The organism is Pseudoalteromonas sp. NGC95, assembly GCF_015864705.1.
Classification (GTDB): domain Bacteria; phylum Pseudomonadota; class Gammaproteobacteria; order Enterobacterales; family Alteromonadaceae; genus Pseudoalteromonas; species Pseudoalteromonas arctica.
The window spans coordinates 173916-199110 of record NZ_JADYWR010000004.1; the positions used below are offsets into that span (position 1 = coordinate 173916).

Sequence of the window (25195 nt, forward strand, 5' to 3'; positions counted from 1 at the left end):
TAATGCATTTATTACTCGTTGAGGACGATCATTTAGTGGCGCAAGGGCTTATTCGCTCTTTGCGCCAAGAGGGCTACAGCGTAGAGCATAGTGGCACAGTTAAGCATGCCTTAGAGTGCCTTTCTAGTGGTGAGATTGAGCTTGTTATTCTCGATTTAGGATTACCTGATGGCGACGGCTCGCAAGTTTTAAAGCATATTAAAGCACAAAAAAAAGTTATTCCGGTGGTTATTTTAACTGCTCGCGGCAGTATTGATGACAAAGTCCAAGGGCTAGATATGGGGGCAGACGATTACCTTGCAAAGCCGTTTGACCCTGCTGAGTTATTTGCTCGATTACGTGTAGCAAGCCGGCGCATTAACCAAACACAATCAAGCTTATTGCGCTGTGGTGATGTAGTAATGGATACATCAGCTCATACAGTTACACTAAGTGGGCAGTCACTTACACTGCCGCGAAAAGAATACATGCTTTTAAAGGCGCTGATGGAAAATCAGGGAAGGGTGCAATCAAAACAACAACTCGAAAACAAACTTTACCAATGGGGTGAAGAAGTTGGCTCTAATGCCATAGAGGTGCATATTCATCATATTCGTAAAAAATTCCCTAGCGATTTTATTAAAACCTTACGTGGCATTGGCTACGTGGTTGGTAAGCGTTAGGGTGTGTTTATCTTTCGAGGTTGAAAATGTCTATTCGTAAACGTCTGACCTTAATTTTACTTTCAATGATGGTGCTTACTTGCTTTTTAGCATTAGTAAAAGGCTATCAAAAAAGCATGCGCCACGGCGAAAACTTGCTTGATAATGAACTTAAAATAGTGGCTGGCGTTTTAATTGAGCAACCATTAGCACTAAGCACAAATGCAGTACAAGTAAGCAATAATAGTGCTCAGTTGTTGTATCAAATTTGGCAAAACAATAGTTTACTTAGCGGCTCATCGAGTTTAACGAATAACCAAATTAGTTTTAGCGAGGGCTTTCAAACTGCCAATGTAGCAGGGCAGCGTATGCGAGTGTTTGTGATGAGTAAAAACACCCGTAAAGTCATTGTTGCTGAACCTATGGCAAAGCGGTTTGAATTAGCTGAAGCCGTTATTTTATCTGCAATGTTACCTATGCTATGGGCAGTCCCTCTGCTTGCTATTTTTATTAGCTTTTTTGTTAAATACGCATTAGCCCCTCTTACTCGATTATCTAAGCAGCTGGCTACTCGCCAAGCAAACGACTTTACGCCAATTAACTGGCAAGTAACCGACGAAGAAATTAAACCGGTTATTAATCGTTTAAACGACTTATTTAAGCGCGTAGAAACTGCCTACTTACGAGAGCGCTTTTTTGCTTCAGATGCAGCTCACGAATTACGTACCCCGCTTAGTAGTTTAAAAATTAATGTGCATAATTTGGCTAATAAACAAAGTAATCTGCAAGACCATCAAGAATTACAAGCCATGTCGCAGGGCATTAATCGCTTAAGTAATATTGTTGAACAAATGCTAATTTTAGGGCGCACTCAGCCTGAACAATGGCTGAGGCAGTTTAGCGAACAATCATTGCTAACGATTACTCAACAAGTCGTATCGGAGCAATACGACAAAATAGACGAAAAAAACCAAATGATTAGCCTCGAAGGTGATGATTTTGTAATTAATGGTGATGAGTTTACATTAACCACACTCATCGCTAATTTACTTAGCAATGCCATAAAATACACCCCCAATAATGGTCAAATAATAATTAAATTAGCATCAAGTAATAACAGCTATAGTTGGCAAATTGATGATTCTGGTGCGGGCATGACTGAAGAGCAAAAAGAGCGAATATTTAATCGCTTTTATCGCGTAGGTGGCGATCAACATCCATCAGGCGAGCAAGGTGCGGGTTTAGGTATGGCGATTGTTCAACATATAATTGCTATTTATGGCGCAAGTATTTATTTAGCGAATAGCTCTTTAGGCGGACTAACCGTTAAGGTTACTTTTACAGGAGTAAAAAGTGACTAAACGTTTATTCAATCAATGTCTTTGTTGTTTGCTATTTTTGTCGTTTAACGCGGCGAGTAAAGAGTACCTTATTATTTTAAAAGATCATTTGTTTTATCCCTCGCAAATAATTATTCCCGCAAATAAAAAAGTAAAACTATTGATAGAAAACCAAGACAGCACACCAGAAGAGTTTGATAGCTTTGATCTAAACAGAGAAAAAGTACTCTACCCAAACCGTAAAAGCATTATTTATATAGGGCCGCTTAGTAAAGGGTATTACGAATTTTTTGGTGAGTTTTCGCCAAATACAGCAAGGGGCGTTGTTATAGTTAACGATGAAGGGGCGCAGCATGCTAATAACTAGTTTAGTCATGAGCCTTAACCAATTACTACCAGTGGCTATTTTATTAGTGCTACTACAAGTAGTTAAAAAACAAAGCTCTTTAAAAATAGGGTCTGCTTTATTAATAGGCGCGATAATGTCGTTTTTGTACATGCAAAGTGCGTCGTGGGTGAGCCAGTGGTTTGAACACCAAGGGTTAGAGTACTCACAAATAGGGCTATGTATCACTATATTTATTGCTGTATTGATATTTGCACTAAAGCAAAAGTCAGCGGCATTTTATATCGCAGTTATAAGCACAATAACGCTGTATTTAAGCCATTATATTATTTACCTCACCAGTTTTTGGCAAAATAATGATGCAGGGCAAAGCTTATTTATCGGCACTTTATTAGGTGTGGGAATTTGTTTAAGTTTTAGCGTATTGCTGTACTTTTTAATGAATGCAATTAAGCACCGTTTTGGTATGTACCCGCTTTTTACTTTGCTTGCTTTTAACAGCGCGGCTAAGTTACTAGTTGCACTGGATTTGGCAAGCCAAATAGATTTAATTACAAACACCTCAACAGTGTGGGATTTACGTAATTTGTTAAGCGAAAACTCTGAGCTAGGCCGCGTACTGCGTGCTCTTGTTGGTTACGAGGCCACTCCTGATTTAATGAGTGTACTTATATATAGTACAAGCAGCGTGTTATTTTTATTACTTTGTTATGTTATTTCGGCTTCAATAACTAAGGAACGTGTATGAAAGCACTCAACCTATATTCAGCGCTTAGTTTTACCGCTCTTTGTTTGTTGGTATTCTCAATCCAAGCAAAGGCCGATGGTATTGTTGTTGATAAGGTATATCACCCCTATGTTTTGCCTTTTGAGCGTGAGTTTGAGTGGCGATTAGTGTCGCACCAAACAGATAGTGGCAACATACTAGCGCAGCGTTTGGGTGGCGGTGGTGCTATTAACGATACAATGGCACTCGAAGGCTATTTAGTTGGTGAGCGAGACGATAACGGCGACTTTGGATTAGAAGCTTATGAGCTTGAGCTACGTTGGCAATTAATTGAACAAGGTAAATTATGGGCTGATTGGGGCGCGTTATTTGAGCTTGAAAAAAAACATAACGAAGATGTGTATGAGGCAACTTCGGGTTTTGTGATCGAAAAAGAATTTGGAAAAACAAGTCTTACGCTAAATGCTTTTTTGGTTTATGAGTGGGGGCAAGACATTAAAAACGAATGGGAAAGTGAGTTTAGAGCACAATATCGCTATCGATATCGCTCTGCTTTCCAGCCTTCTATAGAGGTTTACGTAGGTGAAGACTTTATTGGTATAGGGCCTGGCTTTATAGGTTTACAGCGCTTTGATGGGCAAAAGCAATTAAAATGGGAAGCGGGTTTCATCACTGAGATAAGCCAATCAGAAAAAAACCATAGTTTTAGGCTCGCATTAGAATTTGAATTTTAATAACAACTAAAAGTAGTTTTGGTTGTTTATTATTCTGATTATAGATAGGTACTTGACATATTATTTAAACTCTATATAGTGGGCCGCAGCTAGAAAGAAAGCATGTAAGCTATAAATCTCCATTTCGATATAAGTAATACTTGTAGTACCGTCCTGAAGTTTTTAAAGTACCATCTCATTTTTTGCTACACCCGCTCTTATGAGCATATTTTTATTTTTATTTCAGGATATTACAATGTCTAACATCGTATCAGGTACAGTTAAGTGGTTTAACGAGTCTAAAGGTTTTGGTTTCATCGAGCAAGAAAATGGCCCAGACGTTTTCGCACATTTCTCAGCAATCAAAAGCGAAGGTTTCAAAACTTTAGCTGAAGGCCAACGTGTAGAGTTTACTCTTTCACAAGGTCAAAAAGGTCCACAAGCTGATAACATCACAGCTGTATAATTTTACTTTTTAAGTAAAATGAAAAAAAGCGCTTAAGGCGCTTTTTTTGTGTCTGAAATTTGACTCAAACTAAGCAACGCCCATTATCCCTGTAAATTAACTAAATGATATTGCTATTATTTAGCCCCTCCTAATATTCGTTTTTCTATTCTTCTAAGCCATTGTGCTAATGCAAGTGAGTTTAAGCTTGTAATTTATACCGAACATTTCTCCCTTATAATTTCAAAACAACAAATTCAAAACGACAAAGACCAGCTTGTTAGTAGTACTCTCGATATTGTAAAAGATATTTGCACAGCTATTGATATAACCTGCGAGTTTAAATTGCTTCCTTGGAAGCGTGCTTATAACTTAGTTTAAAAGCCCCTTACTTTGGCATTGTTTCAATAATTAAAAACATCGAACGTGACCCACCATTTTATTAGGCTGGGCCGCTGGCGCGAGTCAAACTTTCTTTTATAAGCTCAAAGCTGATAAGTAAGTTATACCAATTCCATTAAGTATGCGGTCTAAATTTTACGCCGAAAAAACAATTCAGCTCTAGGCGTATATAAAATTGGTTTTAAAGCGGGCGAAAACTTACTAATGTTTGGAGGCAAAAACAATATATGGATTTGTTTTTAAAAAGAAAATAGATCTAATTTTGGGCTCATAATGACAATAATGCATCAGTTTGAACCTTTGACTATAAAGTGGGGAAGATGCTGAAAGGCTGCAAAAATTACATCTTTGTGCGCTTGCTAGCAATTGCATCGCATTTAATAAGTAAGTAGTTGTGCGTGTTATAAAGTAATTTAACAAAGAATATAAAAAGTTAAAAATGAAAGATGATTTTGTCGCCCATAAGCATACTTATCTTCAATGATTTATCTTTCGTAAGGAAGCCCTTTATTTTGCTTTATTTTTAAAAATGCAGCTTGCAGTGCTTCTATTAAATGCATATCTGTTTTTTTATTTGCAGCTAAATAAGCATCAATTGTTAGCTCATCTATTTTATAAATAAACTTTAAGTGTGCTGGTTTGAGCTTTAGATAATCACTCATCTGCTGCATGAATAAAGGATCGTCTACAATTAAATCTACTTTTTTAGCTAATAGTAAAGAGTATGATTTTTGAATATCAGAGGTTAAAACAACTTCAAATCCAAGTTTCGTGAGGGTTTGTGTTGAAAAGTCATTGCGTTGCATTGCAATTTTATACACTTTTGCTTGTTCAGTATTATTTATAATAAGATCATTTCGCTCTGATAGGCCGATAAAGCCCAGCTCAAATCGTCCAACTGGTCCAATCCAATAAAATTTATTTTCTCGCTCTACAGTGCGTGCAAGGCTGTATATAAAGGTGTTTTTTAACTCATCTGCAATTTTATAAGCACGTGCCCAAGGATACATTTGAATGTTAGGTGTGAGATCAGCCTCAGCAAATATATCTCTAATAAACTGAGTACCTTCACCTGCTACCTCGCCATTAATCAATACTTGGTTTGGTGGTGCTAACTCTGTAACAACAAGCAGGGCTTCCTTTGCTTGAACATACACAGAGCAAATTAAAAAAAGAGAATAAAGAATATATTTCACAATAGCGAATCGTCATTCGGTTAGCTTAAGTAATAATAAGTGTGGCTGAAAATATGAAAAACACAAAAATTATTTATGTGAACTTGTTACTAAGATATTGGTTTATTTGAGTTATGTATAACTATAAAGGGGCTAGATAGATAAGTGGCTTGAGGTTTGAAGTAGTTGAGGCTAAAAATTAAGGCCTAAAACGATAAAAGGGCCTTGCGGCCCTTGGTGAAGTATCGTTCAAGTCAGATAGAGCTTTAACCCCTTAAAGCGCTATCCTCTTGTTTTGCAACACCGGTGTTCATCTCAATAAGTTTCTAAGCTAGCGAGAGGAAAAACCCAGCAATTGCTGCGCTCATAAGGTTAGCCATAGATCCTGCTAACACTGCTCTGAGCCCTAAGCGTGCGATATCCTTCCGCCGACTAGGCGCCATACCGCCTAACCCACCTAGTAAAATGGCTATCGATGATAAGTTAGCAAACCCACATAAAGCAAAAGTAACGATTGCTTGTGTGTGCGCACTTAACGTATCGCGATAATTTATAAAGTCTAAGTAAGCAACAAACTCGTTTACTACTATCTTTTGACCAATAAAGCTGCCGGCTATAATCGCTTCATCCCATGGCACACCTAGTAACCATGCAACTGGAGCAAATACATAACCTAATATTTCTTGAAGCGTTAATGTTGGGTAATCAAACCACCCACCAATACCGCCTAATAAACCGTTTAATAGTGCAATTAGCGCTACAAAAGCAAGTAACATTGCACCTACATTAAGTGCTAAATGCATACCGTTTGCAGCACCTGATGCAGCTGCATCAATTACATTTACAGGTTTATCTTCGTCATCTAAATCTAAATCAGCTAAGTTATCTCTAGGCGTTTCAGTTTCTGGCACAATCATTTTGGCCATTAAGAAACCACCTGGTGCAGCCATAAAGCTCGCAGCAATAAGATACTTAAGATCTACGCCAATAATTACGTAACCGGCCATTACAGAGCCTGCTACAGTGGCTAAGCCACCGACCATTACTGCAAACAATTCCGATTTTGTCATCGTTGCTATAAATGGCTTAACTATTAACGGTGCTTCAGTTTGGCCTACAAAAATATTTGCAGTTGCTGAAAGCGATTCTGTGCGCGAGGTCTTCAATAATTTTTGTAAACCGCCGCCTAAAATCCTAATTATCCAATCCATAATGCCAAGGTGATATAACACAGCAACAAGCGCTGAGAAAAACACGATAACTGGCAAAACTTGAATTGCAAAAATAAAACCTAATGTGTCTTGTGAGGCGAGTGGACCAAATAAAAACCCAATACCATCATTAGCATAACCAATAACCGATGAGACGGCTGATGACATGCTAGTTAACACATTTTTTCCTGCTTCGAAAAACAGAACAAAACCGCCTATAACAATTTGCATCGCAAATGCTATACCAACGGTTCTTAAATTAATTGCCTTGCGATTAGTTGACGCAGCAAAGGCAATGCTTAGTAGCACACACATGCCTACTAAGCTCATAAATGTTGTCATACAAATGTTTCCCGTTGTTATTCTTGTAGTAAATATTTAATTTTACTTTTTATTATATCAATCGCAACGCGGTTCATGCCGCCTCGAGTCACAACTAAATCAGCATTATGCTTAGAAGGCTCAATGAATTGATAAAACATCGGTCTAACAGTTGCCTGATATTGCTCAACAACAGATTGTAATGTTCTGCCTCGTTGCTCCATATCACGTTGCATACGACGCATTAAACAAATATCTAAAGGTGTGTCTATAAACACCTTAATATCAAATTCTTTATTAAGCGCTTTATCACTCAATAGTAAAATACCTTCAACAATCAGTATTTTAGCAGCTGGCACTCGGCGTGTGGTTGCGCTACGCGTGTGCTGTGCATAATCATACGTTGGTACTTCTACTGAGTTACCACAACGAAGTTGCGTTAAATGCTCAAGCATTAATGCGTGTTCAAATGCATCTGGATGGTCGTAATTTGTTTGCGTACGATGAGCCATCGGCAAATGCGACTGATCCTTGTAATAAGCATCTTCTTCAATAATGGCGATAGCGCCTGGTTCAAGCTCATTAACCAATTCATTGTAAATTGTTTGGCTAAAAAGAGATTTGCCCGACGCTGATGCGCCTGCAATGGCTATAATAGTAGTTCGTGTCACTAAAGTTCTCATCCACACAGAAAGATATATTGTTGGTAGATCACAATAGCAAAAAAGACACGATTAATCTCTTTTGCTTCGCTCAAGGGTGCAAATTTATAATGTTTAGGTTTTATGAAACAGGACTTTTGTCCTGTACGGAAAATTCGATCAGCGGATAAAGTAACCACCTAGAATCAAAGTGAGGTCAAAATGGCAAGAGCAATTATTTTAATGGCAGATAGCCTAGGAATCGGTGCAGCACCAGATGCAGATAAATTCGGCGATCTTGGGGCTAATACATTCGCTCACTTACTAAAAGCATATTACGACGAAACAGGCAGTGCATTGTCACTTCCTAACCTATCAAAACTTGGGTTAGTGGATGCATGCGAAGCTGCCGGTGGCGAACCGTGTTTAATTTCAGACCGCCAAGCTCCTCAAGGTGCATGGGGTTACGCTAAAGAAATCTCTAGCGGAAAAGACACGCCATCAGGTCATTGGGAAATGGCAGGCGTACCTGTGTTATTTGATTGGGGATATTTCCCAAAAACACAGCCAAGTTTCCCACAAGAATTTATAGACGAGTTTATTGCTCGTACAGGTATTCCAGGCATTTTAGGCAATTGCCATGCATCAGGAACTACCATTTTAGAACAGCTAGGTGAAGAGCATGTAAAAACAGGTAAACCAATCTGTTACACCTCAGCTGATAGCGTGTTTCAAATAGCCGCGCATGAAGAGTCATTCGGCCTAGAGAAGCTTTATCAAGTTTGCGAAATCGCACGGGCGCTACTTGATGAAATGAATATAGGACGAGTGATTGCGCGGCCATTTTTGGGTTCAAATAGCCAAGACTTTGCCCGAACGGGTAATCGTCGTGACTATTCAGTACTTCCGCCAGCACCAACATTGCTAGATGTACTAGCAAAAGACGGCGGCGAAGTAATTAGTATTGGTAAAATTTCAGATATTTACGCGCATCAGGGCATAACCCAAAAGCATAAAGCACCTGGGCTTATGAACTTGCTAGAAAAAACCAGCGAAGTAATGGAAAGCGCGCCAGATCGTAGCTTAATCTTTACTAACCTAGTTGATTTTGATGAAAAATTTGGTCATCGTCGTAATCCAGTAGGATACGCAAAAGCATTAAAAGAATTTGATGACTATTTACCAACTATACTAAATCAGTTAAAAGCAGATGACGTATTAATGATCACTGCAGATCATGGCTGTGACCCAACCTTTCCAGGTTCTGAGCACACTCGTGAATACGTACCTGTTATTGCATACCAGCCAGGTATGAGTAACACACCATTAGGTGAACGCAACAGCTTTGCAGATATAGGTCAAACACTGGCACAGTGGTTTAGCTTATCTGCGCTTGATTACGGCGACAGCTTTTTAAATGAGCTAAAAACGCCAAATAAAAAGGAAAACAATTAATGAGTACTCCGCATATCAGTGCAAACGTTGGTGATTTCGCCGAAACAGTATTAATGCCAGGCGATCCGCTACGTGCGCAATATATTGCTGAAAACTTTTTAGATGATGCAGTACAAGTTACAGGCGTTCGTAACATGTACGGTTTCACTGGTACTTACAAAGGTAAGCCAGTAAGTATCATGGGTTCAGGCATGGGCATTCCATCAATGTCTATTTATGCACGTGAGCTAATTGTAAGCTTTGGCGTTAAAAATATTATACGTATTGGTACGTGTGGCGGTATTGGCACAGATATCAAAATTCGTGACGTAATTTTTGCACAAGGTGCAAGCACAGATTCAAACGTAAACCGTGCACGCGTACGTGGCTACGATTTTGCTGCTATTGCTAACTTTGACCTACTTTTAAACGGCGTAAACGCTGCTAAAGAGCTAGGAATTAAAGCAAAAGTAGGTAACGTATTTACGACAGACACATTCTATCAAGCAGATGACTCGTTCTATAAAGACTTAGACAAGTTAGGCATGCTAGCAGTAGATATGGAAACAGCAGGTTTATACGGCGTTGCAGCTGAATACGGCGCAAACGCAATGGCATTATTTACAGTAAGTGACCACGTAATCACTGGCGAAGCAACACCTGCTGATGAGCGTCAAAGCACGTTTAACGAAATGGTTAAAATTGCATTAGAGTCAATAGCTTAAATAATACATAACAGTTCCTTGGTAACGTATTCACTAAGTTTTGGAGACACGCCCAAAGTGAAGTGAGACTAAACCTCCAAAGCCGCATTTTATGCGGCTTTTTTTATGCCTGAAGAAAATAAGCCACCATACAATATTGCATCGGATTTTGACGTGATTTGCTGTGTTGTAGGCGCAGAGCTTGCTCGCGCGAGAAGCACAGCTTCTAATTACTTAAGCTAACTACTCTAAAAGCGCAGCATCTCTAAACCTATTTGTGTATAACAGCCCTAAAAAAAATATGCACGTAGAGAAGAAAAGGAGGAGCAAATGAGAAGAGCAAAACCAATGCTGACTCGGCATTATAAAAGTACAAGCGTTGCTTTAAAGCTTGTAACCTGCGCGAATAGAAGTGTTTATACCAAGTTCAGAGTATGACTTGTTGCTCATGTTAGAAGCACAACTTCTGATTATTTTAACTTCTAAGCTCTTCTCTAAAAGCGCAGCGTCTCTAAACCTCTTTGTGAATTAATCACTTTAGGTCTTAACTCTACGGTAGAGCAGAGTTTGTAGAGCGCAGTAAAGCTTCTAATTACACAACAAACATAACCTTTAAAAACAAAAAAAGGGCCAAGGCCCTTTTTTATGATGTTGCGCCTAATCATACAGGCCAAATACTGAGTGCTTAAACAACTTCACCAGCTACTATAGTATTAAAGCTGTCGTTGTCATGTAAGCTTGCAAATGCGCTCTCATGTAATAGCTCATTACGTAAATTTGGAGAGTATTCAAGTGCCATTTTAATGTCGGCTAATGCATCAGCATGCTTATGTGTTAGCGCATAAGCACATGCTCGTTGCCAATAGGCATAACCATAGACACTATCTATATCAATGGCTTGATTACACAACTCAATGGCTTGTGCTGTTTCATTTATTTCTAATAACGCATCGGCCTTATAAGCAATGGCTTCAACATCCTCTGGTTTACGTTTTAAAATCTCATCAAATATTTCAATTTTATTAGCAAAATCACTTTCTAAATTGGCACGCATCCATAACGAATGAACCTCGTTGGTAACCGATATGCGCTCTTGGTTACTGAGTATTTCTTCTGAGCGTACGCGTAGTTTTTCTTCAAGAATTTTTAATCGGTCTTCATACTCGTCAGTAATTACACTTACACGTGTATTTACAATATCTTCTACTTTGTTTTTAACATCGCGTAGTGAGTTCCAGCCCACTAAAACCAAAATAGAAGCCGTAGCGGTAATTATAAAAAATACATTATTAATAGTATCGGTAGTGTATGTTAATGCGCGATCTGCAGTATCAAGCTGTGCATGAGTAACTTGCTTAGTTACATCCTCACGGAGTTTTTGTTGATCTTGCCTTACGGCTTTTAGCTCGTCGAGTATGTAGCGCTCCATTAGCGGTTTAAACATAGACTCTTTAAGTTGTTTGAGGGCTTGTTGCTCTTGTTGTGCTGTAGGGGCTGCTGGTTTTTGTTCAGCAGAATTTACTATGCCCGAAAAAAAAGTTAAACAAACAAAAAGTGTAGATAGGTAATAACGCATCGGTACGCCTAATTAAATTAATTACTGTAATAACTTTAACATGCAGGGCTGAATGGCACTAGGGCGCGTTGACTTTTCAGGATTAAAATTGACCTAATTTAGATAGGATCAATAGTTGTAAGAATTTTTTAGCCCAGTGAGCTTAGCAATAATAGGGTAAAGCATGAGCATTTTGCTAATACTTAGGTGGTTTTAAGAAAAAATAGGCAAAAAAAACCAGCTCAATATGAGCTGGCAAAAACTGCTTAAAACAACAATATGTCGTAGGGATTCACAGGAGAACAACTTCATACTAACTGAATCTTTATGAACAAATACTTAATTCAATTCAATTAGTTAAAAATATAAGAATACTCAAAGTATTCGGTTTATAAAGTAAAGGTGCATTGGGCTTAAGTAATGCACCTTTATAATTATAACTATATAACTACAATTTCATGGTGAAGGGGGGTATTCCAATGTGCGCTTCAAATAAATTAAAGCCACTTTCAAACCCTTCACATACCATTACGCCGAAATTTTTCAATTCGATCACAGGTCTAGTAAAAAGGTTAAGGTTAATTCACTAATTTGTTTTTTTTATCTTACGTAATACTTTACACGAGCGTCATCAGGTTTATTTTTACTATTATTTTGAACGTAATTACAAAGCTATTGTTAAATACATCATTAGCAAAAGGCCAATCAAAAATATAAATTGGAGCAATCGTTTTAAATAGTATGTTGAGGCTGGCGTAGCATAATTTATGCGCCTATATTAAGGATACGTAAGTGTTTAGGCAGGCACACTAAATAATAAGTAAGCCGATTAAATAAAAATAACCGTTACTTTTTAAAAAGTTATAAATACATAAACAACAATACTGATTGATTAAGTATTTTACTTTTCTATTATAAGGATTCCAGAATGAGCAACCCTAAAGCAGGCCAATGTCCGGTCATGCACGGCAGTAATACTAAAACGTCTAATCCCAATACTGATTGGTGGCCAAATGCCCTAAACTTAGACATTCTTCATCAGCACGACACCAAATCAAATCCATACAATAGCGACTTTAATTACGCTGAAGCATTTAAATCAATCGATCTTGACGCGCTAAAAACAGACGTAAAAAGCTTAATGACCGATAGCCAAGATTGGTGGCCAGCCGATTGGGGACATTACGGCGGTTTAATGATTCGTTTAGCATGGCACTCAGCGGGTTCATACCGTTTAGCCGATGGTAGAGGGGGCGGTGGTACAGGTAATCAACGTTTTGCGCCACTAAATTCATGGCCAGACAACGGTAACCTCGACAAAGCGCGTCGTTTACTTTGGCCAATAAAGAAAAAATACGGTAACAAGCTTTCATGGGCCGACTTAATTATTTTAGCGGGCAACATGGCATACGAATCAATGGGTTTAAAAACCTTTGGTTTTGCCGGCGGCCGAGAAGATATTTGGCACCCTGAAAAAGACGTTTACTGGGGAGCTGAAAAAGAATGGTTAGCGCCAAGTGACGGTCGTTACGAAAGTGTAGACAAACCAGATACCATGGAAAATCCATTAGCCGCAGTACAAATGGGCTTAATTTATGTAAACCCTGAAGGTGTAAATGGTATTCCTGATCCGCTTAAAACAGCGGCCCAAATTCGCGAAACTTTTGCACGTATGGCAATGGATGACGAAGAAACCGCTGCATTAACGGTAGGCGGGCACACAGTAGGTAAAGCGCACGGTAATGGCAAAGCAGAAAACTTAGGACCAGAACCAGAAGCAGCTGACGTACACGAGCAAGGCCTTGGTTGGAATAACACTACAACACGTGGGATTGGCCGCGATACAGTTACATCAGGTGTAGAGGGCGCATGGACTACGCACCCAACACAATGGGACAACGAATACTGTAAGCTTTTATTAACCTACGAATGGGAACTCACTAAAAGCCCAGCAGGCGCTCATCAGTGGGAGCCTATTAATATTAAAGAAGAAGACAAACCTGTCGATGTAGAAGATTCATCAATTCGTTTAAACCCAATGATGACAGATGCTGATATGGCCATGAAAGTGGACCCAACGTACCGTAAAATTATTGAGCGTTTTTATAACGACTTTGACTACTTTTCAGACGTGTTTGCACGTGCCTGGTTTAAACTAACTCACCGCGATTTAGGCCCTAAATCATGTTACTTAGGTGCTGACGTACCAAGCGAAGACTTAATTTGGCAAGATCCAATTCCAACCGTTGATTACACATTAACAGACGACGAAATTAGCAATTTAAAAACGACATTATTAAATTGTGGTGTTAGTGCCGCTGATTTAATAAATACAGCTTGGGATAGCGCACGTACTTATCGTGGTTCTGATAAACGTGGCGGCGCAAATGGTGCACGCATTCGTTTAGCACCGCAAAAAGATTGGCAAGGTAATGAGCCAGAACGTTTAGCATCAGTACTTAGTGCGCTTGAAAAAGTGCAGGCTGGCTTGAGTAAACCTGTTAGCATCGCCGACTTAATTGTTTTAGGTGGTACAGCAGCCGTAGAACAAGCAGCAAAACAAGCCGGTGTTGATGTAAACGTGCCGTTTGCTCCAGGACGTGGAGATGCAACAGATGAAATGACTGATGCAGAATCGTTTGATGTACTAGAACCAATCCACGATGGTTTTAGAAACTGGCTGAAAAAAGATTACGCAGTGTCAGCGGAGGAGTTATTACTAGAGCGCAGCCAACTAATGGGATTAAGTGCACCAGAAATGTCGGTACTTATTGGTGGGATGCGAGTACTAGGTACTAACTTTGCTGGCAGCGAACACGGCGTATTTACAAATAGCGTAGGCTCATTAACCAACGACTTCTTTGTAAACTTAACTGACATGTCAAACCGTTGGGAGCCAACTCAAAAAGGTTTATACAATATAGTAGACCGTAAAAGTGGCACTACTAAATGGACTGCAACACGCGTTGATTTAGTATTTGGATCAAACTCTATATTGCGCGCACTTGCTGAGTTTTATGCACAAGACGACAACAAAGAGCGCTTTGTACATGACTTTGTAAACGCATGGGTAAAAGTAATGAACGCAGACAGATTCGATCTTAAATAATCTGTACGCTAAATAAAAACGGGGGAGTAATAATTTACTCCCCCGTTTTTGCATATAGTCCCGGTCAGTATTACTTATAAAATATTGTAATTTATCTAAGTCATATAAAAATTAGGCATTAAAAAAGGCGGCAAAGCCACCTTTTTATAGAACAATAAAACTTATAGAAGTGCAAAAAGCTTTTGTAGTTGTGGCATATATTCGCTCACAAGTTCAAGGTTACTTTCGCTTACTAAAGACTCTGTAGACTCCTCAGCTGCGCTTGACGATTTACCAAACGAACCCATTAACGAACTAGCGCCTTTATCTTTAGCACTTTTCATGCTTTGAAAACCGCCCATTACTTTATTCGCTGTTTCTTGATTATCAGCAGATAAACCCGATTTAAGGTTTTCGATATAAGCCATTGATACTTCAGAACCTACAGTTACTAGTTGCTCTGGTGTAAAGCCGTAGCGCCCTGTAACACCCGCGAAGCTTTTGTATAGGTCTTGCTCTTTAATCATGCTTAGTGCGCTATTAGCTAAAGAGCTTTGTTCGTCAACACTTTGATCTGCAGAACCACCTAACATACTTGCTAAGTCTAAGTCTTTTAAAGACTCTTGGCTGCTTGCCCAGCTCGTTACAGCTGGCAGTGCTTTCATATAGCTTTGAAGTTGACCTTCGTTAATATCTACTGCAAGGCTTGAGAAACTCATTGCTAATAAGCTAAGTGATACAAGTATTTTTTTCATTGAGCATTTCCTAGTATTAAAGTTGTGCCAATTAGAAACTAATAAGCAACACTTGCCAACACAAAATAATATATTGGCTGATTTTATAGTACAATTTATGAGAATTTATTTAAGTTCTAAGAATTTAGTTCATTCACCACAAGCTAATGTACTGATGATATAATACATTTTTGACAAATAGAGCTGAACACAATGTTAACAATTTCAAATACTGTCACTATCGATGAATGGGAACTAGAGCTAACGGCTATTCGTTCGCAAGGTGCCGGTGGTCAAAATGTTAACAAAGTCGCAAGTGCAATTCATTTACGCTTTGATATTAACCGCTCTAAATTACCTGATTTTTATAAAGAGCGTTTGCTAGCCTTAAATGATACAAGAATTACCAAAGAAGGCGTTTTAATAATTAAAGCGCAAAGCCATCGTACTCAAGAGCTAAACCGAGAAGATGCCCTTAAGCGCTTAAAAGATTTAATACTTAGTGCTACCGTTGTTAATAAAGCGCGTCGTGCCACCAAGCCCAGCCGTAATTCACAGCGAAAGCGTATGGACAAAAAAACTAAACACGGCCAAAACAAAGCGCTACGCGGCAACATAAAGTTTTAGTTTCAAACGGTATTAATAAAGTAGAGAAGGGACTTGATGCCTACATGCAGGCACCATTTTTACATCGTATTGTACGTATAAAAATATAAGTGAGGGGGGAGCCTCACTTATATTTAATAACTATTAATACCTATTTAGCCATTTCTAAATCAGATTCTGCATTTGCCAACATTGCAAACTCTTCATCAGCGCTTTTAGCAACTAAGTGTTTTGAGCTATAGCCAAAGTAATATGCGGCGCCTACAATAAACAGCACCATAGTGTATAAAAATGCACGAGGGTCAAATGCATACACACCCGTTAATGCTATAACCGACAGTACTAAAGCAATACTTGACGTAACTACGCCACCTGGAGTTTTGTACGGGCGAGGTAAATCAGGTTGTTTAACGCGAAGTAAAATATGGCTCAGCGCCATTAATGCATACGAGAGCGTTGCACCTACTACTGCCATTGCAAGTATTAAGTCACCTTCACCACTGAGTGATACTAAAAAGCCAAATACTGCCGGTACAATCAACGCACGTGCTGGCACTTTGCGATTAGTCGTAATCGACAACGAACGTGGTAAATAACCGGCTCTAGATAAAGCAAACACTAAGCGACTATAACCATAAATAATAGAGAAAAACGAAGCAACTAAACCCGCAAGCCCTAATATATTTACAACGGTTGCTAAGCCCTCACTACCCGATGCATTTAATGCATCGACTAAAGGCACTGCACTTGCCGCCATTGCAGCAGCACCGCCAGCACCAGGTACTAAAACAACAACTAAAAAAGCAGTAAATAACAAAAAGATCATTGCACCAATAATGCCTTTTGGCACATCTTTAGCGGGATCTTTTGCTTCTTCTGCAGCAAGCGGTACACCTTCAACCGCTAAAAATAACCACATGGCAAACGGTAATGCAGCCCAAACCCCGTACCAACCTAAAGGTAAAAACTCACTGGCTCCCACTGCATTTGTTACGGGGACGTCAAATAAGCGCGATGCATCAAAATTTGTGATTAAAACAAAAGCCGTTGCAATAATAGCTAATACCGCTAAACCACTTATTACCATCATTACTTTAAGCGCTTCTCCTACGCCCGCTAAATGAATTCCCACAAATAGTAAGTAAAATAATGCATATACCCATGGGCCATTAAACCCGGTGAGGGCTTCAACTGCCGAGCCAATAAAAATAACAATAGCAGCGGGTGCTAAGGCATATTCAATTAATACGGCAAGCCCGGTTAAATAGCCTCCCGCTGGCCCCATAGCTTGACGCGCAAAACTATAACCACCGCCTGCAGCAGGTATTGCAGCTGACATTTCAGCAAGTGATAGTACAAGCGCTAAATACATAACTGCCATTAATACTGCAGCAATGGCAAAACCACCCCAACCGGCTTCGGCGATACCAAAGTTCCAGCCTGCAAAGTCACCCGATATTACATACGACACACCCAAACCTGCGAGCAATAACCACCCCGCAGTACCACGTTTTAACTGTCTTTTAGCAAGGTACTCTGTATTATTATTAGTAGACATAACCTTTCTCCGTTGATGTTTAGTTTTTATTTTTTTATTTCATGTGTTTTTAATTAAAATTACTCAGCAATTAAAAAGTTAGTGGTTGAAACCTGATGCTCAATTACATCATCTTGTGTGCGGTCTTTTAAATTAACCCCAGTTAGTTTCAGTTTTTTAGCTTCACGTAATAAGTACAGTGCGCGTCTCGCCGCTTCTGTATAAGGTAGGCCTGCAGGGCGAATATTCGATATGCAATTACGACATGCATCGTTAAGTCCTGTTTTGGGCTCCCATGTTAAATACAAGCCAAGGCTATCTGGCGAACTAAGTCCTGGGCGCTCTCCTATTAACACCATAACCACCTGCGCATTTAGCAACTCACCTATATCGTCGCCAATCGCTACTCGCCCTTGCTCAACCAAAGTAATGGGAGCAATTTTAAATTGCTTGTCTGTTGTAAGGTGCGTTAATAGCTCTGTTATAAATGGGTATGCATTTTTTTGTACCGCCAACGACGAAAGTCCATCAACCACTACAATCGCTAAATCGTATTTAGCCTGCGCAGTGTGCTTTTGTTTATTCATATAGCTGAGAAGTACTTGCCTACCATTTTCATCAAGTTTACGGCCTAAATCGGGTCGCTGAAGGTAAGTAACCCTGTCAACGGCTTGGCTGTGTAAATGCAGGGGAGGGGCAACCTCTTTTAGAGCACTAATATTGCCTAGTTGCTCAGTCATTGCGTTAATATCAAGCGGAAAACTCACCGCATCACGCGCTTGTGCATGAGATAGCTGAAAAGCCAGCATTTCTGAGGTTGGCAAACTTATACCGGCGCGACCAAGCCCAATACGGGCGTCGGTAAAGCGGCGTAAATCACTCCAAGGGTTGTGCACTACATTACCGTTATTTTTATGCTCATTTACTGAGTTATCTAATGGAGTGGTCGGTTTTGAACGTGATTTCATGAGCCACCTCCAGCAATTGCACCCAGAGGTTTAGCAAAAGCGGGAGGCAAGGTATCTGAAAGTGTGATGTCGGTAGTGCTTTGCATAATTTTCATTTTGCTTAGCCATGCTTCAAACTCAGGGGCGGGTCTAGAGCCAAGAACTCGACGCACATATAATGCATCATGAAACGACGTAGTTTGGTAGTTAAGCATAATATCGTCAGAGCCAGGTATTCCCATTACAAACGAGCAACCTGCAACACCTAATAGCGTTAGCAAATTATCCATATCGTTTTGATCGGCCTCTGCATGATTGGTGTAACACACGTCGCACCCCATCGGTATGCCTAGTAACTTAGCGCAAAAGTGATCCTCAAGTCCTGCTCGGGTAATTTCTTTACCATCAAACAAATATTCAGGGCCAATAAATCCCACCACGGTATTAACCAGTAACGGATCAAACTTACGAGCAACTGCATAAGCGCGAGCTTCACACGTTTGCTGATCAAGCCCATGATGCGCATTTGCTGAAAGCGAACTGCCTTGCCCAGTTTCAAAATACATCACATTATTGCCAACAGTGCCGCGCTTTAAACTCAAAGCGGCATCTTGCGCTTCAGCTAAGGTATTTAAATTAAAACCAAAACTTGAGTTAGTAGCCTCCGTGCCGCCAATCGACTGAAATACCAAATCAACCGGTGCGCCAGCTTCTATACATTCAATAGTGTTAGTAACATGGGTAAGCACACAGCTTTGCGTCGGTATGGCGTATTTTTGAATAACATCATCCATTAATGTCATTAATTTAATGGCCTGGGCAACGTTGTCGGTTGCTGGGTTTATACCTATTACGGCATCGCCATTACCGTATAGCAGCCCATCAAGCATGCATGCAGCAATACCGTTAATATCGTCAGTTGGATGATTGGGTTGTAAACGTGTAGATAAATGCCCAGGGAGGCCAATAGTGTTTCTAAAAGCACTTGTAACATGGCACTTTTTAGCAATTAATATGAGATCTTGATTGCGCATTATTTTGCTAACAGCAGCAGCCATTTCGGGCGTAATACCTTGCCTTATACTTGCAAGTATAGCGGGTGTTGCAAAGTCGCTTAAAAGCCAATTACGAAAATCGCCTACGGTTAAATGTGCAATAGCCATAAAGGCATTGGCATCGTGCTCGTCAATAATTAAGCGTGTAATTTCGTCATCTTCGTAGGGAATAAGTACCTCATTTAAAAATGTTTTAAGAGGTACATCGGCCAATGTCATTTGAGCCACAGCACGTTCTTGTGCTGATTGTGCAATGACACCCGCTAAGCGATCACCCGAACGTTGCGGCGTTGCTTTAGCCATTAACTGGGCTAAGTTCTTGAATTTATAAGTGTGTGTACCTAAAGTGTAACTGTACGCTTGCCCCATGATTTACTCCACATAACTAATATGATAAACCTTGGTATAGGTTTTGCTGCATCTTTAGCTATAAATCAATTTTCAATAGTTACAAGACAGCTTATTTTGTACCAAGTAACTATCGAATTTCGGCAAAAGATTATTTATTAATCCAATTCAATTGGTTACACACGCAAAGCGGTGTTAACTTAACCATAATAAAAGTGTAACGAAAAAGAGCATCCCCTATATGGCGCAGCAAAGTAGCTACAACGCACCACTAAAGAGCAAGGTGCAAACACACGATATAGACGAGCAAGCGCATAGCCTTACTCAATGGCAGCAAAAATACGATCAAATGAGCGACGGCAGCTTTTATGGTTTTATTGAAGAAACAGATTACGCCAATATTCATGTGTTTAAAGAATACACCGAGCGAGCGCTTCGTCAGCAATGTAACATCGCCCCCAATTCTGTTTGGCTTGGCATTCCTTGTCAGTCGCAGCAAAGTAAGATTAATGGTCTAAGTGTGGCAAGTAATCAATTTATGTGCCGTACAAGTGATAATGACTTTGAGCTGATAACCCCTGAGCAATTTAATATTTATGGTTTGGTAATCGATTGGAATTCAATTGAATATATGGCGCAGCTACAAGGCGTAACATTGAAAAACCTGTCATCTGCCCAATCAGCTCGCTTATCGGTAAGCAACTCATCATTACAAACGGCAAGGCAAATAATTAATAGCATGGTTGTAGGCAAGGGCTTTGGACTTAAAACCGAATCGCAACAAGATATGCTAAACATGTTGGCACTACACTTATTACAGGCAGATAATCCACAACAAAATATTGCGCCAAGCTATAAACATCGAAAAGCCGTAGTAGATAAAGTAAAAGATTACGTGGCCACAAATCCACAAAACCCAATAACCATAACCGAGCTGTGCGAGCTTGCCTTTGTAAGTAGGCGCACACTTCAATATAGCTTTGAGAGTATTTTAGGAATTAACCCTTTGCGGTTTTTACGTTTAACACGCTTAAATAATGTAAGGCGGGAACTAAAAAAATTAAACCAAGATAAGCCCATTTCAGTAATCGCAGCCAACTGGGGATTTTGGCATGCGGGACAATTTGCTAAAGATTACACGCAACTATTTGGTGAAAACCCATCACAAACAGTTAAAAATTCAGCACAGCAGTTTAAACCACCGTGCTCTACAAACCCGTAGGTGCGAATTTATTTCGCGCTCATGTAACATGGCTTAAATGCTCTAAAAGTGAAAGCGAGGTATAAAACCTCACCTACATCGTGCAAACACCAAACCCGTAGGTGCGAATTTATTTCGCGCTCATGTAACATGGCTTTAATGCTCTAAAAGTGAAAGCGAGGTATAAAACCTCACCTACATCGTGCAAACACTAAACCCGTAGGTGCGAATTTACTTCGCGCTCGTGTAACGTGGCTTTAATGCTCTAAAAGTGAAAGCGAGGTATAAAACCTCACCTACATCGTGCAAACACTAAACCCGTAGGTGCGAATTTACTTCGCGCTCGTGTAACGTGGCTTTAATGCTCTAAAAGTGAAAGCGAGGTATAAAACCCCACCTATATTGTGCAAACACCAAACCCGTAGGCGCGAATTTACTTCGCGCTTATGTAATTTAGCTCTAATACTTTAAAAGTAAAAGCGAGGTATAAAACCTCACCTACATCGTGCAAACACTAAACCCGTAGGTGCGAATTTATTTCGCGCTTATGTAACATGGCTTAAATGCTTTAAAAGTAAAAGCGAGGTATAAAACCTCACCTACATCGTGCAAACACTAAACCCGTAGGTGCGAATTTATTTCGCGCTTATGTAACATGGCTTAAATGCTCTAAAAGTGAAAGCGAGGTATAAAACCTCACCTACATCGTGCAAACACCAAACCCGTAGGTGCGAGTTTATTTCGCGCTCATGTAACATGGCTTAAATGCTCTAAAAGTAAAAGCGAGGTATAAAACCTCACCTACATCGTTCAAACACCAAACCCGTAGGTGCGAATTTATTTCGCGCTTATGTAACGTGGCTTGTATGCTTTAAAAGTAAAAACGAGGTGTAAAACCTCGCTTACTATATTCAAAAGCCCTATTTGATCGGTGCTATTTAAGCCGCGATTAAATAGGACTCTTGTCCTGAATGCTTGTTGCTACGTTTAAACGAACCTTTGCCTTTTTTAGCTTTAACCACTTGTGGTTTAAATAATTTAGAGGTGACCATTGCCGCTAGTGCATTGTGGTTTATAACGCCTCGCCCTGTGTCTACCGCGCTGTTGCTTGCGGTTTTTGCTTTAGATTTTTTAGTCATATATTTCCTATCAGCCAATGGTTATTTTAAGTTAAATAATAAAAAGGCTTTTATATTAGCCTATTTAAGAGATGGCGATTGTAGGCTTAATTTTCAACCGCGCAAGTATTTTTAATGCCCAACAGGTACTTTTTTAATAATAAAAAAGCATAAAAAAGCGCAGTTAATAACTGCGCTTAATATTACTTTAGTTTGCTTTACTTTTTTATAAGATAATTAAAAACTAAAGCTTACTTTTGCATAGTACGTTCTGCCGTCAAAGCCGTATGGCAATGCGCGTACAGGGTATTTAAATGCACCGTTGGTGATAAAGTTAAGTACTTCGTCGTCGCCTAGCTCGTCTGGCGTTTCGTCAAATACGTTATCGGCACCTACCGAAAGCGCAAACATGTCGTTAATTTGGTAGCTCACGTTTAAGTCAACTAACACAGCAGATTCAACCGTACTTGTTGGTTTAAACGACCCTGTTGGCGAAAGCTCACCTGGTAATGAAATATGGTCGTTACCAAAGTATTTTACGTCTGTTTCGCCAAAGTAGTTAAAGCGGATGGTTGATGTGTAGGCATCGCGCTCGTAGTCAAACGTAAGCGTTGCACGTTCACTAGGTTGTCCGTCGGTAAAAAAGCTACGTTGTAAATCATCAAAAGCAACCGCTTCAGGAATACCGTCTTCAGCATTTACGCCGTCAATTTTAGTATCGTTTAGGTTACCTGCAAAGGTTACTCCTAAATTACCGCCTTCAACTTCAGTACGGTACGATGCAATAATATCAACACCTTGCGTAGTAGAATCAACCGAGTTTGAGAAGTAGTTAGCTTGCACTGCTCCTGTTGCTTGAAGCGCTGCAACTGCTTCTGAGCTAAACGATACGTCGTCAGCCGTAAGTAAGCTGCCAAGCGTTATACGGTCTTCAATTTCTACGCGGTAAAAATCAACCGTTAGTGAAAGCTCGCTTGTTACATCGTAAACAAAACCAGCACTGTAGTTTGTTGATGTTTCAAGCTCTAAGCTATCTACGCCTAACGCACTTGGGAAAGCTGTACCGGTGTTTGCCGTGAACGACTGCGTTAATGTACCGTCTGAGCCTAAGTTAGTTGTAAAGGCTGTATAACCACTTTGTTGAAGTGATGGTGCTCTAAAACCAGTAGATACCGCACCACGTACAGCAAAGTCATCTGAAAATTCATAACGTGTTGCTAATTTACCAATTAAATCATCCCCAGCATCTGAGAAATCTTCATAACGTAGCGCACCACTTACGTTCCATGCGTCGGTGATCATTGTTTCTACGTCTACATAAACTGCGTAGCTGTTACGGTCGCTGTCGTTAGCCGCTTCAGGGCGTAGGCCGTTATAAGCCTGAAAACCACACTGTGCAAATTGGTCTGGATCGTTTACTGATGGGTACGAGGTATCCATATTTGCTAGTCCACAGGCGTATGATGCTTCATCGCCAGGTACTATTTCGTAGTTTTCTTTACGATATTCAGCGCCTACTGTTACATATAAAGGTTCACCACGGCCAATATCTACAATACCGTTTACATCAAGGTTAAGCGTTGTTTGATCAAATCTAAAACCACCTGAGTAACCGCCACTAGGGCCTGAGTTTGCTGCAATATCGGCATCACTTGCACTAGGGTTATTAAATAAATACTCAGCCGCGTAAGAAGCGTTAATTGTATTACGTGATGTAAAATCGTATTGGTTTTCGCCATAAACGGCCGATACATCGTAATTCCAATCGGTATTTATATCGCCTTTAAAACCAAGCGCGACTGAAATATCTTGTGCTTCGTTATATATGCGCGGTAAAAAACCATCGCTATATACTTGGGTTACGTTTTTAGAGGCTTCGTTAAAGTTACGGTAAAAACCATTACCCAGCGCCGTGCGCTCTGAGTAGCCACCAAACGAGTAAAGCTCGCCGTCGCCCATTGGTAATGCCATGTTGTAAAATAACGATGTAAATTCACTTTCTGAGTTACCTTGGCCCCAGCGTACATCTTCACTTAACGTACCTGGTTCAACATTAAGCGAACCCCCCGTATCACGCTCGGCGCGGTTAGTGCCATCGGCATCACGGTACTCAAGCGATAGGTTAATAAAGCCGCCTTCGCTGCCTATATCAAAACCACGGTTTAAACCTGCTGAAATAGTGTCGCCGTCACCTTCACTTGTGCCACCGTATTGTACAAAACCCGTTGTAATACCGGTTGAGTTATTAAGAGATAAGTTAATTACGCCTGCAATAGCATCAGAGCCATATTGCGCCGCTGCGCCATCGCGTAATACTTCAACGCCTTTAAGGGCCGTTAGCGGAATCGCATTCATATCAGTACCCGCAGCGCCTGCGCCTACTGTACCGTTAAGGCCAAAAATTGATTGGTTATGACGACGTTTACCATTTACTAATACAAGAGTTTGATCTGGCTGTAAGCCACGAAGTGTGGCGGGTCTAAATAAATCAGAACCGTCTGATACTTGTGTACGCGAAAAGTTAAATGAAGGCGCTGTCGCTTGAAGGCTTTGGCCAAGCTCGGTAAAGCCACCTTTGGTTAAATCATCTGCGTCAATTAAATCAATAGGAGAAGAAGACTCAGTAGAAGTACGGTTAGATACACGCGATCCTAATACAGATATTTGCTCAATGTTTTTAGCAGCTTGCACTGGTGCTTCTTCTGCGTTAACAATGCTTGGTGCGCTAAACGCGAAAGCAACGGCTACAGCAAGTGTGTTTAAACGGTATGTTGGCATAGTGACGACCCTGTTTTTTTGTGTTCTTATAATATGTGTGTGGTTATGGTGCTCATAACCTGTTGCAAACATCCTAGCAACATATGCAAACAAAAAGAAATGAAAAAAACTAAATATTTGGTCTAAGT

General features: G+C 40.0%; 21 protein-coding genes. 11 read left to right on the forward strand and 10 right to left on the reverse strand.

Going from position 1 to position 25195, the window contains the following annotated elements; genetic code table 11:
- The first annotated feature begins 2 nt into the window (after positions 1-2).
- The 6 genes from I6E70_RS05640 to I6E70_RS05665 all read left to right on the forward strand — a co-directional run bounded on the left by I6E70_RS05640 (position 3) and on the right by I6E70_RS05665 (position 4233).
- Entirely contained in the window at positions 3-662 is a 660-nt protein-coding gene (locus tag I6E70_RS05640; RefSeq protein WP_197188254.1) for a response regulator, read from the forward strand.
- Between the two features lie 26 nt (positions 663-688).
- Positions 689-2002 (forward strand): ATP-binding protein, encoded by a 1314-nt coding sequence (locus tag I6E70_RS05645; protein WP_197188255.1) that lies wholly within the window; start codon positions 689-691, stop codon positions 2000-2002.
- Positions 1995-2348: a cupredoxin domain-containing protein gene (locus I6E70_RS05650; protein ID WP_197188256.1), complete on the forward strand. Its 354-nt coding sequence runs from the start codon at positions 1995-1997 to the stop codon at positions 2346-2348. The genes I6E70_RS05645 and I6E70_RS05650 overlap by 8 nt, the downstream gene beginning before the upstream one ends.
- Positions 2335-3075: an iron transporter gene (locus I6E70_RS05655; protein ID WP_197188257.1), complete on the forward strand. Its 741-nt coding sequence runs from the start codon at positions 2335-2337 to the stop codon at positions 3073-3075. The genes I6E70_RS05650 and I6E70_RS05655 overlap by 14 nt, the downstream gene beginning before the upstream one ends.
- Entirely contained in the window at positions 3072-3788 is a 717-nt protein-coding gene (locus I6E70_RS05660) for a hypothetical protein (RefSeq protein ID WP_010555226.1), read from the forward strand. Before I6E70_RS05655 ends, I6E70_RS05660 begins: the two co-directional genes overlap by 4 nt.
- A 235-nt stretch (positions 3789-4023) precedes the next feature.
- Positions 4024-4233 carry a cold-shock protein gene (locus tag I6E70_RS05665; RefSeq protein WP_002959120.1) on the forward strand — a complete coding sequence of 70 codons (210 nt, stop codon included), beginning with the start codon at positions 4024-4026 and terminating at the stop codon, positions 4231-4233.
- An 866-nt stretch (positions 4234-5099) separates the two neighbouring features.
- On the opposite strand, the gene I6E70_RS05670 is transcribed toward I6E70_RS05665, so the two are convergent.
- The 3 genes from I6E70_RS05670 to udk form a co-directional block, all read right to left on the reverse strand.
- Complete coding sequence (locus I6E70_RS05670; RefSeq protein ID WP_197188258.1) at positions 5100-5810, reverse strand: transporter substrate-binding domain-containing protein; 711 nt, start codon at positions 5808-5810, stop codon at positions 5100-5102.
- A 305-nt stretch (positions 5811-6115) separates the two neighbouring features.
- Complete coding sequence (locus I6E70_RS05675) at positions 6116-7342, reverse strand: NupC/NupG family nucleoside CNT transporter (RefSeq protein WP_007583535.1); 1227 nt, start codon at positions 7340-7342, stop codon at positions 6116-6118.
- A 17-nt stretch (positions 7343-7359) separates the two neighbouring features.
- Positions 7360-7992: a uridine kinase gene (udk, locus tag I6E70_RS05680; protein ID WP_007583533.1), complete on the reverse strand. Its 633-nt coding sequence runs from the start codon at positions 7990-7992 to the stop codon at positions 7360-7362.
- A 192-nt stretch (positions 7993-8184) separates the two neighbouring features.
- On the opposite strand from udk, the gene I6E70_RS05685 reads away from it, so the two are divergent.
- Both I6E70_RS05685 and deoD read left to right on the forward strand, forming a co-directional pair.
- Positions 8185-9417, forward strand: a complete 1233-nt coding sequence (locus tag I6E70_RS05685; protein WP_010555228.1) for a phosphopentomutase — start codon at positions 8185-8187, stop codon at positions 9415-9417.
- On the forward strand, positions 9417-10121 hold the full coding sequence (gene deoD / locus I6E70_RS05690; RefSeq protein WP_002959109.1) for a purine-nucleoside phosphorylase: 705 nt from the start codon (positions 9417-9419) through the stop codon (positions 10119-10121). The genes I6E70_RS05685 and deoD overlap by 1 nt, the downstream gene beginning before the upstream one ends.
- Positions 10122-10785: 664 nt before the next feature.
- Here deoD and I6E70_RS05695 read toward each other — a convergent pair.
- A complete protein-coding gene (locus I6E70_RS05695; RefSeq protein WP_007583526.1) occupies positions 10786-11676 on the reverse strand; it encodes a tetratricopeptide repeat protein in 891 nt (296 codons plus the stop codon).
- Positions 11677-12583: 907 nt separating this feature from the next.
- Here I6E70_RS05695 and katG point away from each other — a divergent pair.
- Positions 12584-14764, forward strand: a complete 2181-nt coding sequence (gene katG / locus I6E70_RS05700; RefSeq protein WP_197188259.1) for a catalase/peroxidase HPI — start codon at positions 12584-12586, stop codon at positions 14762-14764.
- A 161-nt stretch (positions 14765-14925) separates the two neighbouring features.
- On the opposite strand, the gene I6E70_RS05705 is transcribed toward katG, so the two are convergent.
- Positions 14926-15498, reverse strand: a complete 573-nt coding sequence (locus I6E70_RS05705) for a hypothetical protein (RefSeq protein ID WP_010555231.1) — start codon at positions 15496-15498, stop codon at positions 14926-14928.
- A gap of 192 nt (positions 15499-15690) precedes the next feature.
- On the opposite strand from I6E70_RS05705, the gene arfB reads away from it, so the two are divergent.
- Complete coding sequence (gene arfB / locus I6E70_RS05710; RefSeq protein WP_007583522.1) at positions 15691-16104, forward strand: alternative ribosome rescue aminoacyl-tRNA hydrolase ArfB; 414 nt, start codon at positions 15691-15693, stop codon at positions 16102-16104.
- 130 nt (positions 16105-16234) lie between these two features.
- Here the strand turns inward: arfB and eat are convergent, their stop codons facing one another.
- From eat to I6E70_RS05725, 3 genes are read right to left on the reverse strand one after another with little or no spacing between them, the layout of a single operon-like run.
- Complete coding sequence (eat, locus tag I6E70_RS05715) at positions 16235-17641, reverse strand: ethanolamine permease (protein WP_197188260.1); 1407 nt, start codon at positions 17639-17641, stop codon at positions 16235-16237.
- Between the two features lie 59 nt (positions 17642-17700).
- Positions 17701-18588, reverse strand: a complete 888-nt coding sequence (gene eutC, locus I6E70_RS05720) for an ethanolamine ammonia-lyase subunit EutC (protein ID WP_165722936.1) — start codon at positions 18586-18588, stop codon at positions 17701-17703.
- Positions 18585-19991 (reverse strand): ethanolamine ammonia-lyase subunit EutB, encoded by a 1407-nt coding sequence (locus I6E70_RS05725; protein ID WP_197188261.1) that lies wholly within the window; start codon positions 19989-19991, stop codon positions 18585-18587. Before I6E70_RS05725 ends, eutC begins: the two co-directional genes overlap by 4 nt.
- A 220-nt stretch (positions 19992-20211) precedes the next feature.
- On the opposite strand from I6E70_RS05725, the gene I6E70_RS05730 reads away from it, so the two are divergent.
- A complete protein-coding gene (locus I6E70_RS05730; protein WP_197188262.1) occupies positions 20212-21192 on the forward strand; it encodes a helix-turn-helix domain-containing protein in 981 nt (326 codons plus the stop codon).
- 917 nt (positions 21193-22109) lie between these two features.
- On the opposite strand, the gene arfA is transcribed toward I6E70_RS05730, so the two are convergent.
- Positions 22110-22310: a ribosome alternative rescue factor ArfA gene (arfA, locus tag I6E70_RS05735; protein ID WP_165722939.1), complete on the reverse strand. Its 201-nt coding sequence runs from the start codon at positions 22308-22310 to the stop codon at positions 22110-22112.
- A 216-nt stretch (positions 22311-22526) separates the two neighbouring features.
- A complete protein-coding gene (locus I6E70_RS05740; RefSeq protein WP_197188263.1) occupies positions 22527-25067 on the reverse strand; it encodes a TonB-dependent receptor plug domain-containing protein in 2541 nt (846 codons plus the stop codon).
- Between the last annotated feature and the right edge of the window lie 128 nt (positions 25068-25195).